The sequence below is a fragment of the Chitinophaga agri genome (assembly GCF_010093065.1).
GTDB classification, from domain to species: Bacteria; Bacteroidota; Bacteroidia; order Chitinophagales; family Chitinophagaceae; genus Chitinophaga; species Chitinophaga agri.
Genome location: NZ_CP048113.1, coordinates 3867112 through 3879272 on the forward strand (window position 1 = coordinate 3867112; position 12161 = coordinate 3879272).

The 12161-nt window shown below is 48.1% G+C and carries 11 protein-coding genes; 8 read left to right on the forward strand and 3 right to left on the reverse strand.

Going from position 1 to position 12161, the window contains the following annotated elements; translation table 11 throughout:
* Nucleotides 1-215: 215 nt before the first annotated feature.
* Nucleotides 216-1862 carry a GH39 family glycosyl hydrolase gene (locus GWR21_RS15375; protein ID WP_162332603.1) on the reverse strand — a complete coding sequence of 549 codons (1647 nt, stop codon included), beginning with the start codon at nucleotides 1860-1862 and terminating at the stop codon, nucleotides 216-218.
* A gap of 686 nt (nucleotides 1863-2548) precedes the next feature.
* Nucleotides 2549-2845 carry a hypothetical protein gene (locus GWR21_RS15380; protein ID WP_162332604.1) on the reverse strand — a complete coding sequence of 99 codons (297 nt, stop codon included), beginning with the start codon at nucleotides 2843-2845 and terminating at the stop codon, nucleotides 2549-2551.
* A 97-nt stretch (nucleotides 2846-2942) separates the two neighbouring features.
* Here GWR21_RS15380 and GWR21_RS15385 point away from each other — a divergent pair, with 97 nt between their 5' ends.
* Nucleotides 2943-3887, forward strand: a complete 945-nt coding sequence (locus GWR21_RS15385; protein ID WP_162332605.1) for a helix-turn-helix transcriptional regulator — start codon at nucleotides 2943-2945, stop codon at nucleotides 3885-3887.
* A 94-nt stretch (nucleotides 3888-3981) separates the two neighbouring features.
* On the opposite strand, the gene GWR21_RS15390 is transcribed toward GWR21_RS15385, so the two are convergent.
* Nucleotides 3982-4176, reverse strand: coding sequence for a hypothetical protein (locus tag GWR21_RS15390; RefSeq protein WP_162332606.1), 195 nt, complete (start codon nucleotides 4174-4176; stop codon nucleotides 3982-3984).
* A gap of 91 nt (nucleotides 4177-4267) precedes the next feature.
* Here GWR21_RS15390 and GWR21_RS15395 point away from each other — a divergent pair, with 91 nt between their 5' ends.
* From GWR21_RS15395 to GWR21_RS15425, 7 genes are all read left to right on the forward strand, one after another.
* A complete protein-coding gene (locus GWR21_RS15395) occupies nucleotides 4268-6097 on the forward strand; it encodes an ABC transporter ATP-binding protein (RefSeq protein ID WP_317165867.1) in 1830 nt (609 codons plus the stop codon).
* 60 nt (nucleotides 6098-6157) lie between these two features.
* A complete protein-coding gene (locus GWR21_RS15400; RefSeq protein ID WP_162332607.1) occupies nucleotides 6158-7501 on the forward strand; it encodes an NAD(P)/FAD-dependent oxidoreductase in 1344 nt (447 codons plus the stop codon).
* A 179-nt stretch (nucleotides 7502-7680) separates the two neighbouring features.
* Nucleotides 7681-9120 carry an exodeoxyribonuclease VII large subunit gene (xseA, locus tag GWR21_RS15405; RefSeq protein ID WP_162332608.1) on the forward strand — a complete coding sequence of 480 codons (1440 nt, stop codon included), beginning with the start codon at nucleotides 7681-7683 and terminating at the stop codon, nucleotides 9118-9120.
* On the forward strand, nucleotides 9098-9304 hold the full coding sequence (gene xseB, locus GWR21_RS15410) for an exodeoxyribonuclease VII small subunit (RefSeq protein WP_162332609.1): 207 nt from the start codon (nucleotides 9098-9100) through the stop codon (nucleotides 9302-9304). The genes xseA and xseB overlap by 23 nt, the downstream gene beginning before the upstream one ends.
* Nucleotides 9305-9520: 216 nt before the next feature.
* Nucleotides 9521-10777, forward strand: coding sequence for a TolC family protein (locus GWR21_RS15415; RefSeq protein WP_162332610.1), 1257 nt, complete (start codon nucleotides 9521-9523; stop codon nucleotides 10775-10777).
* Nucleotide 10778: 1 nt separating this feature from the next.
* Nucleotides 10779-11792 carry an efflux RND transporter periplasmic adaptor subunit gene (locus tag GWR21_RS15420; protein WP_162332611.1) on the forward strand — a complete coding sequence of 338 codons (1014 nt, stop codon included), beginning with the start codon at nucleotides 10779-10781 and terminating at the stop codon, nucleotides 11790-11792.
* 43 nt (nucleotides 11793-11835) lie between these two features.
* On the forward strand, nucleotides 11836-12141 hold the full coding sequence (locus tag GWR21_RS15425) for a DUF190 domain-containing protein (RefSeq protein WP_162332612.1): 306 nt from the start codon (nucleotides 11836-11838) through the stop codon (nucleotides 12139-12141).
* Nucleotides 12142-12161: the final 20 nt, after the last annotated feature.

The following is a 12161-nucleotide window of genomic DNA, read 5'->3' on the forward strand; positions in this document are numbered from 1 at the left end:
TTGAGTTGATTATAATTGTCTAAAATACAATAATAATCAGGAATTGGAAATTAGGAATTAAGAATTGATTAACCTGCATATAAATTCAGCTATTACATGTAGGATACGGCTGTATGTTATGCAGATCGATACATCAGGTATTTTCAGAAAAGAGATTACAAGACATCACATGAATATATCAATTCCTGATACCAGATCCCCAATTCCTGATTGCATTAATGTGTTTCATCAATCAGCATCACATCCCATGGCTGCAGTACTTTTCCAATGAGTAACACCCCTGCGCTACTCGACAATACCTGTTCTTCTCTAACAGCCATTCCCATTTGCTGTAACAGTTTAACCTGCTCGGCATTCAATGTTTCAGGCTCACCCGCCTGTTTCATAGCATGCAGCGCATTTCCGTTCTCACGGTCAAGGATCTCCACATTGAAGCGGGCGTCCTTATTAATATTGATCAGCTTAAAATTGAAGTCGCGCGGTTCTCCCAGTTTAAGTGCGTCTTCTACGACAGTCATTGTACCAAAAGGAGGGACTGTTTTCAATGCCGCCGGATAGTTATACACAAGGGCGGTGATTTTCTGTGTGGCTTTGTGTCGTGTAACGATGATCCCGTCCTTGTTATACAACAGTTCATCGCCCAGTGCGTTCAGCATACGATAAGCATGGAAGGAGGGTTTGGGAATACCCTGATAATTCAGCAGTCCACAGCCACCGGAGAATTGCTGTCCGCCGGTGCCTTCTTCTCCACAGTCACTGAAAGCCCCGTAAGACAGGCCATCTGCGAGTCCGATACTATCTACATTTGCTTTAACAATATAAGCAGCGGCTGGTAACGCGTCATGCATGGCATCTCTGCCACAGGAACTGGTACCCCATTCTGTCAGATGTATTTCTGCTTTCGGATATGCACTTTTATCCACAACAGCCCGTAACCACTGCAGGTCTTTCTGTGTTGCATCTATACCACGTACCGTACCTTTTCCATTGTTGAAAGGCAGGTCAGTCGGGTAGGGATGGGTGGATACAAAATCGACAGGCAGTTGTTCTTTTTTACAATATTCCAGGAAGTCTGTGATCCATACACCTTTCCATTGCTGCGCATCCGGATCAACGGGAGATATAGAGATCCTGGATCTATCTTCCAATTCCCCGTCAAAGCGTCCATCTCCCACGAAGTTGCCTGTTGCCGGGCCACCTACACGTAACTGTGATGATACACCTTTTATGGCCTGCGCAGTCGCCTTATACATGGCAAAATACTGGCTTTTTCTACCTGCCCAGGTAGCCGAGACATTGGGTTCATTCCATACTTCAAAGTACCAGGTGCTGACTTCACTGATACCGTACTTCTCTACGCAGTGTTTAGCGAAGTTAGTGACCAGCTGAGCCCATTTTGAGAAGTCTGCAGGGGGCGATACATTTGCTTTCCACCAATAGGCGGTGGCGCTGCCGCCAGCCATTTCCTTCGGGAAAAAGCTCAGCTCCACAAATGGTTTTACACCTGCTTTCAGCATCCTGCTGATCACATCGTCTACGCGGAGCCAGTTATACACCCCCCCCTGATAAACGGACATATCATCGTGAAAGATTCCATGGAGACGGCAATATTCAAATCCACAGTGCTTTTTAGCAAACTGTAATTGCTCCAGCCAGGGGGAACCGGTACGCAGGACTTCACCTGCGCGGCCTGCGCCGACACACTTACTCCAGAAATGTGAGAACGTACGTCCCTGGATCTTGGTGTCAATCAGCAATGGCGGTTGTTCTTCCCATAGTGAGCGGCCTGTTACTATACCGGGTATTAATGCACTACCTACGGCTGAAACAAAAGCCTGTTTCAAAAAATAACGTCTTTCCATGAGGTAAGGGTTAGATAGTTATACGGCTGTTCCCCTGAACATAGCCAGCGTTGTTTTTCATATCGCGATATAGCTCACTTACACAGATTCGGGGGATACAAGCTCTCTTTGATTGATAAAAATTCTACTATAAAATCATAACAAGTACTGAATACAATGTACGGCATTTTATGAAATACGCAAACGTTTGCATAACCCATTGACTACAATACACATATATACAAAATACTGCATATTTTTGACAAATGCAAGAGAAATTAGCAGGAGGAATCGGGAACCGGGGGAGCCAGAAAGCATGAAGGTAGCTTTCAACGAGGTCAGGCGGGCAGATAAGATAGCATTTCCAGGGTGGGTTACAGAGTGAATGTTGATATTCAACATATGTAACACCACTGTATGTGAATTTAATAAAACGGAAAGGTGTTCACCAACAGGGGTACTGCCGGTAAACACCTATGCATAAGCATCATCCGTGACAAGCAAAAAAAGTGGCGAAAGGAAGTTATTATAAAAAAACCAATACACCAAAACCCTTATTAGGAGGAGTATCAGAACATGCTTGTTCGTCGCTAGTTCGTCGCCTGTTCGTCGCTTGTGGCCCCGTTGTTCGTCCGACGCTCTTTTTCCCGGTTGAAAAAAGCCGCCCTCAGGGTATAAAAAATACGCTTCTTCTGGCAGTGACAGGGTCAAACAGCCTCCCTTATTTCAGTAAGCAGTGGTATTGCCTGTAGTACCTCTGCAATGCCCGCACGGACGGCAGGGTCGTGCTCCAGGATGTTACATAGTTCTACGTCAGATTGTACAAAGAGGGACACAAATAACCCCGCTTCATGTACCTGCAAACCCGTACGCATCACCTTTCCTTCCCGTTGCAACTGTGCGTAATATTGCTGCTGAGCCGCCAGGCAGGCGCTATCATCCTGCCGCGGTTTTTTGCCCTTTCCAAAGAAAAGCAAGACTTCGTGTGGCTGCCTGTAGTCCATATACTTTATTTTTGTACAAAGTTCCGTCAGAAAGCCATCGCTGTGTTAACGCAAACGGAACTTTTTTTGCCGCAATTCGGTTTAATCGCTATCATTTATGCAGTCATTGCCATCTTTGCCATTTCCTGAGTTTACCTACCAGCTGGAAGAAGTCACACGCATCTTTAGCCGGGAGGAGACGTCCGGCCCCGAGATCAGGTATGACGAACTGAAAATAGGCCATGCGCGTATGCTCTGGTATAAATACACCGCCGACCGCGAATATCATATTCCCATGCGACTAGGACAGGAAAGGGTGGAAATGCACTTCAAGCTGCAGGGACGTTCAGGCGTGAGCTATGAAGACCAGCATCTTATCATGACAGCCAATCAGCAGAGCATTTTCTATCAACGGGAACTGGAAGGTGAATACATCCTCTTCCCCGGTGAAGAAAGTGCCTTTTTTGAAATAGAGATACCCCGGCCGGTATTTGATTCGCTGATCATGGAGGATAGCCTTTTCCTGCGTGACTTCTCGCGGCAACTGCAAACACCCCGGCACCATCTCTGGCCGGGCTATTCTATGCATATTACCCCACAGATGCATTTCATCATTGCACAGATGCGAGACACTACCTACACGGGGCAGATGAAAAAGTTGTTCCTGGAAGCCAAGATGATAGAATTATTCCTGCTTCAGGTAAATGGATACGACCAGGAGTTGCAGCATAAGGTATCCCTTCGAAAGCAGGAGACTGACGCTTTATATGCCGCCAAAGCATACATAGAGCAACACTTTGCGGAAGACTGTTCCATTCTCTTCCTGGCGATGCAGGTAGGTATCAATCAGAAAAAGCTGAAAGAAGGTTTCAGGGTATTATTCGGACACACCATTTTCGGGTATGTCAGCCATGTCAGAATGGAAAAAGCGAAACAACTGCTGCTAGACGAACATAAGACAGTCGGAGAAGTAGCAGATATAGTGGGCTATCGACATCAGCAGCACTTTACCACTGCTTTCCGGAAAAAATATGGCATCCTTCCCCGCACACTGAAACAGTAAAACTGCCGGCCGGCGTAAGGTCCGCACTGGCTTCGCCCTACAACCGGCCCCGGACAGTTAACAAATCAGGGATGAACAGGAGGACAGAACCCTATCAGGATGGGCGGTCTTTGGTACTACGTATCAGACCTATACCCGCAAAGAAAAAAACTGCACCCAGTATCGAGTAAATAATAACTCCCTTAATGCTCCTTGTACCTCCACTACTGTTCATGAAATTGACGGCTCCCAGTATCAGACCCGCAATCCCAAGAAAGGTCAGGAGCATCCCGATAACCCGTTTTTCCATAACTTTTTATTCGCTGTAATGCAAAATGCATGCCCCTGCTGCTGGCCGGCACATGTCCCCAAATGTATAAACGTCACCTATCTACCTGTAAATGAAACATCTAACCCAAAAACAAGGACAAACTGTCACTTTTACTGCATGGTGCAATTTTTGCCCACCTCCCGGCATGAAGATCTTCTGGAATTATATGCGCCCCCATCGCTGGATGATCGGTTTATCCCTCCTGCTGGCTGGTCTTGGCCAGCTGGCTACCATGGTTGACCCGCTCATCTTTGGGAAGATCATAGACGATTACGCCCTGCATCCCGGTAACAGACCGCAACATGAACTCGTCCGGGGAGTGCTCTTCTGGCTGGCCATAGCCATAGGCGTAGCCATGCTGGCAAGGCTCTTCCGATCGCTCCAGGACTTCGTCATGCGCATCATCGTACAGCGGTTCGGTATGCAGGTATTCAACGATGGACTCAAACAGACCCTCCGCCTTTCCTACCAGGAATTTGAAGAACAACGGAGTGGTGAGACCGTCGCCCTGCTACAAAAAGTACGCAACGACACCGAACGGTTCTTCAACTCCTTTATCAATATCCTGTTCTCCTCCCTCGTTGGCGTTGGCTTCCTGATATGGTACGCCATCAATAAACACTGGCTGCTCGTTCCAGTATTCTTTATTGGTGTGCTGGTACTGGGTTCACTCGCCGGTTTATTAAGCCGCAGAATGAAACAGGTACAACGGAGCATCAATAAGGAAACATTGAAACTATCCGGTACGATCACCGAGTCACTCCGCAATATCGAACTCGTAAAAAGCCTGGGACTCACCTTTCCGGAGATACGCCGGCTCCGCACCTTCACCAGGAACATCTACGACCTGGAAATAAAGAAAGTAAAGCAGGTACGTACGCTGTCATTCGTACAGGGCACGACCCTGAACCTGCTTCGTCAGTCCATCCTTTTTATATTACTCTGGCTGATCTTCCGCAAGGTGCTCAGCACCGGCGAACTGATTGCCATGCAATTTATATCGGCAACGATCTTCACACCACTGCAGGAACTGGGTAACATCATCGTTCTCTACAGGGAAGCACAAAGCTCGCTGCTGCTGTTCGATCAGCTGATGCACAAACCGGTAGAACAGCGACCTGCCAGTCCGGTAGAACTGGGCACACTGGAAAGTATCCGCTTCACAGATATCGTGTTCAAACACCAGACAGCCACCCACCATGCACTGGATGGCATCAGTTTCAGCGCTTCCATGGGCGATACGATCGCTTTTGTCGGCCCTTCCGGTTCCGGTAAATCCACGCTGGTAAAATTGCTGTTAGGGCTGTACCAACCGATATCCGGAGAGATCTACTTCAACGATATTCCATCAGGTGAGATCCGGTTCAACCAGATGCGCCGTCAGATCGGTTTTGTTTCCCAGGATACACAGTTGTTTGCCGGTACGATCAAAGACAACCTGCTGTTCGTGAAACCTGATGCGACCGGGGAAGAGATGCTGGAAGCACTTCATAAAGCTTCCTGCGACCAGTTACTGGCACGTTCTCCACAAGGTTTGAACACTATACTCGGCGAAGGCGGGTTGAAACTCTCAGGCGGCGAAAAACAGCGTATTTCTATCGCCCGGGCCCTGATCCGCCATCCACGCCTGCTGATATTCGATGAGGCCACCTCCGCCCTCGACTCTCTCACGGAAGAAGCCATTACCGATACCGTCCGGCATATCTCTGCCCTCAGAGAACAGCTGAACATCCTCATCGCTCACCGGTTGTCTACCATCATGCATGCGGATACTATCTATGTGCTTGAAAAAGGAAAGATCGTGGAAACGGGCACACATCAGGCCCTGCTCGAACAAAAGGGACTTTATTATGCCATGTGGCGCCAGCAGATAGGCGAACGCCGCAGTATCGTACAGTAAGAGCGGTATTTCCGGGGGCATGGTTTTTGGGCCGCACAGGCTATACAAAACCATTGCTTTATGGAACAGATGAGGCAGATCACCCTGAATATTCCGCCCACTACCAAGCCCAGGGTAGTCATTGTAGGCGCCGGATTCGGCGGACTGAACACCGCACAGCACCTTCCGGACGACAAGTTCCAGATCGTACTGTTCGACAAGCATAACTACCATACATTTCAGCCACTGTTATACCAGGTCGCCTCTGCTGCCTTACAGGCCGACTCTATTGCCGGACCACTCCGGAATCTGTTCCATGGTACGAGAGACTTTCACTTCAGAATGCTGCGTGTACTATCCGTAGATACACTGACGAATACCATTAATACTTCCGCAGGATCTTTGCACTATGACTATCTCGTGATATCCACCGGCGCAAAGACCAATTACTTCGGCAACGAGAACATGCAACGTTATGCGTTACCGTTGAAAACCATACCCGATGCGTTGAACATGCGCAGCCAGCTGATGCAGCTCTTCGAGTGGGCCAGTATGAATGCCAACCCGGACATCGCTGATCATATGCTGAACGTTGTGCTCGTAGGTGCTGGTCCGACAGGTGTTGAAATGGCCGGCGCTTTATCAGAGCTGCGAAAGAATGTATTACCCAAAGACTATCCCGCACTCGACTTCAGTAAAATGAGGATCTTCCTGCTGGATGGTCTCGACAGGGTACTACCGCCCATGCATCCCAAATCAAGCGCCCGTGCACAACGATACCTCGAGAAGATGGGCGTGATCATCAAACTGGGCGTGATCGTACAGGACTATGACGGAGAAACGATCACGCTGAAGACAGGAGAACAGATCAAATCATATCTCGTAGTGTGGAGCGCCGGTGTAACAGGAGAAGTACTGGCAGGCATACCGAAAGAGTGGACGGAACGCGGTAAGTTGCTCACCGATCCACATTGCAGGGTAATAGGCAGCAACAATGTCTTTGCTATTGGTGATATCGCGCTGATGAAACTGGAAGACTATCCTAAAGGGCATCCGGGCGTAGCACAACCAGCCATACAGATGGGGAAATATATTGGTAAACATTTATACAAGCTACATACAAATGAGCCTGTCAAACCATTCAAATACTTTGATAAAGGTTCACTTGCCACGGTAGGCAGAGGTAAAGCAGTAGCGGATCTGCCAAAGAACATTCATCTTGGCGGACGACTGGCCTGGTGGATATGGTTATTTGTACACGTCAATTTCCTTGTCAGTTTCCGTAACAAATTACTGGTGCTGGCTAACTGGATATGGAACCTTTTCACATTCGATAAAGGCAACAGACTGATCATCCGTCCATACATCCGGAAAGGAGATGAACGTGCGAAAGCTGTATTCACTGAAAACGAGGTGGGCAGTTAGTTTCAAAAGAAATGTTAATGTTCCGCTGGTTAACTTCCCGTTAACCTTTTTGGTGGCCTGAAGTGCTAATATTGTTATCACATAAGGTAGCGTGAACTACTTTTATTTTGTTTTCATAACGTGGAATTAGACAACGGCTGCCTTTTCAGGCGGCCTTTTTTAGTACCTTCGTGTCTGCTTTGGAAACTAGAAACTACATAACGTTATCACAACTGGCAGCCGGCATTCAGGGTACAATCAAGAACGCTTTTTCAGGACAGAGTTACTGGGTCGTGGCCGATATTACCAGCCACTCCTTTTATCCTGCCAAAGGGTACCACTATTTTGATCTTGTTGAGAAGGATGCCGGTAGTCACCAGCTCACCGCAAAACTCTCCGCTACCGCCTGGGGCAATGGTGGTAACCGCATCAAGGAATTTGAGCATGTTACCGGACAGCGTTTCTCTAATGATATGCAGGTGCTCGTGCGCGTAGCGGTGGAATACCATCCTGTATACGGACTGAAACTGTCGCTGCTGGATATTGATCCCAGCTTCACCATCGGGCAGCTCGAAAAGCAGAAACAGGCGACTTTACAGCGACTGATAACGGATTGTGCCGACATCATCCGCAAAACACCGGAAGGCTTCATGACGCGCAACAAAGCGTTACGTCTTAATCCTGTGATACAACGTATTGCAGTAGTATCTTCTGCTTCTTCTGCCGGTTATCAGGACTTCATGCATACCCTCCAGGCCAATGCCTACCGGTACACCTTCTTTACGGACAACTACTTCACAGCGGTACAGGGTGAGGCCAATGCGACACAGGTATGTGCACAACTGGAAGCAATCATTGCCTCCGGTAAAAAATACGATACGGTCGTGATCATCCGGGGTGGCGGTGCACAAACTGACCTGCTGTTGTTCGATCAGTATGCATTGGGTAAATCGGTTGCCGGCTTTCCCATACCTGTGATCACTGGTATTGGTCACCATAAGAACGAGACCATCACCGACATGCTGGCACATACGGCTACCAAAACGCCTACCAAGGTCGCGGAACTGATCATTGCACATAACCGCGCTTTTGAAGAATCGCTGCTCACACAACAAAGTCAGATCATTATCCGCATGCAACAGATGATGGCCAGCCGGCAGCAGCAATTATCCTCATTACATGCGCATATCATGAACCGGTCACGCGACATCCTCACTACCCATAAAGAAGGACTGGGACGCGCGCAACAGGTGATACCGCAAAGAGCAAAACATATGCTGCTGAGACAGCGCAATGCCATTACACAACTATCCGGGCAGTTACTTGTTAAACCAGGACAGGTAACGGCCAGCCGTCAGCAGGAACTACTGCATATCCGGAAGGACATACAGGTATATGCACGCAAACTGTTACAGCAACAGCAGCAAAAACTCGTACACCACGAAACCGTCGTCAGGATCATGAGTCCGACATCTCTTTTACAGAAAGGATTTGCGATGGTACAGCATAAAGGAAAGATCATTACCAGCGCCGCCCAGTTATCTCCCGGAGACGAGATCACCGTACAAATGGCAGATGCAGGTGTACGCGCTACTATCACTTCAAAAACAACAACCGATGGATACGAATCTGACATATGAAGCAGCTTATAAGGAACTGCAGCAGATAGCCAGGGAGATCGAAACGGAATCCGTTTCCGTAGATGTGCTGGCAGCAAGAGTGAAACGTGCTTCAGAACTGATCACCTTTTGTCAGACCCGCCTGCGGGCTACCGAAGCGGAAGTAGAGAACATCATTCAGCAGATGGAAGAGAAACCGCTTTAAGCTTTTTAAGCTGCGGCGTCATATCAACCCTGTATGACGCCGCCCCCAACCCCTTATTCATACCCTATTCCAGTCCTCCGAGCCCCGATTTCCCCCACCTTAAAGGTTTTAATATTTTAATTAAAAGCCGGTTAAAATCAATCACAGCGCATTTCCAGCCCAATCCGGTTACTGACATTTGTAGAGAATTAACTAACAGCGGCCAAACATCATCTCATGAAACGAGCGATCGCACTGGCTGTAGCAACACTGGCACTATCCTGCATCGGGATTGTTGCTACCGCCCAAACCAGCTATTCTTTATCAGCGGCACTAGATACAGCCCGCACCAGCAGCCCCGTACTTAAAGCACGGTACATGAACATCGACGCAGCACAGGCTGATGTGATCACTGCAAAGTTGCGCCCCAATCCGACACTGAATAATCAGACTATGCAACTAGTCAGTTCCGATCATTTTGCCGCAGGCACCAGATGGTCTTCCAATCAGAACAGGCAGGTATGGTACCAGGTGACCAAACCGATACAGTGGCCTAATCAGCGTAAGTACAAAATAGAAACGGCCGATAAAGACGTAAAGGTGGCCAGCAACTCCTTCCAGGAAGATCTCCGCAACCTCTCACTGAATGTAGGCTCCAGCTGGATCAATTGCTGGGTACTAAAGAAAAGACTTGCCCTGCTCAATGACAGCCGCACCAACCTGGATACACTGGTAAAGATCAACGAACTGCGTTATAAAGACCAGGTCATCTCACAAACAGATCTGACACGTACAAAGGTATTGCTGGAACAATATGACCTGCAACTGAGTGTATTCACGCAGGATTACCAGAATGAACTACACACCCTGCAGCTATTAACCGGCAACACCACTCCGATGGATATTGATACGACCAGCGAGTTGCCCATGCAGGTACCGGCGGTAACACTGGACAGTCTTATTGCACAGACTTTACAAAACCGCGCCGACGTTGTACTCGCTAAAAGCACGATCGATGAACGAACCAGTAATGCAAGGTATCAACAGGCATTAGCCGTACCACAACCGGAACTCGGCGTGATCTACAATCCGCAGAACTCCGTACCATACATCGGTTTCTATGGCACTATTGACCTGCCTTTCTTCAACAGGAACCAGGGAGAGATCAAAAAGGCACATATCCAGCAGCAACAGGCGCAGCAGGAATTATCCGCCACACAGCGACAGGCACAGACGGAAGTAGTGACGGCCTATAACACCTGGCAACTACAGAAAAAGAACATGGAGAAATACACAGGTATACTTCGTCAGTCGCAGCAGATCCTCAACAATGTGAAATATGCGTATCTGCGGGGTGGCACCAGCATCATCGACTTCCTGGATGCACAGCGCAACTGGTATGACACCAACCTGCTGTACTATGACTCTCTTCAGGCATACTATCAGAGCTACATACAACTATTATTTGCTACAGGCCTAATAAACCAATTATAATATGCAACGCATCACTTACTACTTCTTCGCAGTTGCACTCCTGCTGGCAGGATGTAAACATACAACCACACCAACGGTGACTGTTACAGAAGACCCTTCTCCCGTAGTCACCAATAACGGAGAACAGATCACCTTTCCGGATACCGCAGCTTCAAATTTCTTCGCTGTCGAAGCAGTCGGCGACTCAGCACTCAACGGTACGTTACATGCACCGGGCAAGGTAGCTGCGACCGTCGTACGTGCTGATGAAGGCGGACAAAACATTGTACTGTTTGATGATGCTGGTCTGAACAGTGACTATTCACAACTGATCCAGCATAAGATCAATATCAATCATATACAACAGATCAATATCAATCAGCGTAAAATAGAACTTGACCGTACGCAGGACCTGTATGATCATGGCGCTGCCAGCGGAAGAGACATCCTGGAAGCAAAGTCTAACCTCTCCATGGAGCAGACCAACCTGGCCAATGAGAAGACACAGCTGATAGAACATGAATCAGGATTAAAAGCAGCCGGCTTTGATCCGGAAGCATTACGCAGCGCCAGTCAGGGATCCGTATATATCATCTGTGATATTCCAGAGAATCAGCTGAACAATGTGAAGAAAGGTGCTCCCTGTTCCATCGTACTGTCATCATTCCCCGATAATACTTACAATGGTAAAGTAGAAGACATCGCTGATGTAATAGACGATGCGACCCGCATGATCAAACTGCGTATCAAACTGACGATCCCCGATACGCAGATCCGCGCCGGCATGTTTGCTACTGTGACGTTTCAGGTACATAGCGACAATCAGGGCATCAATATCAGCCGGGATGCGCTGGTCACTTCCGAAGGACAGAACTATGTATTTGTGCGTACAGCACCCAATACCTTTACCAGAAGAGAGATACGTACCGGTCAGCAGATAGGCGACCGTATAGCAGTTTACAGCGGATTAAAGAACGGCGAAAGTGTAGTGATCAAAGGTGTCATGCAACTGAAAGGTCTGAGCTTCGGTTACTAATCACCCTCCTTCCATATAACATTCATATTAACACCAGCACCCCATGCTACAGGCACAGATATTCATAGACAAAGACGAAGTACACGGCACACAGCCCCTGTATGAATTTATCATACAGTTCCTCCTCAAACAGAACGTGGCAGGAGCAACCGCCTTCCGTGGCGTGATCGGATTCGGAGAACACCATCAGCTAAAAAGACCGGACAGCCTGTTCAGCTTTGATGAACCACCGATGCTTATCACTTTCATTGACGAAAACGAAAAAGTACTGAATGCACTCACCGCCCTGCGCACGCAGGTGAGCAGCGGCTTTATCGTGATCAGTAAAGTAGCGCGTTTTCAAATATAATGACCGACTGAAACAGACAT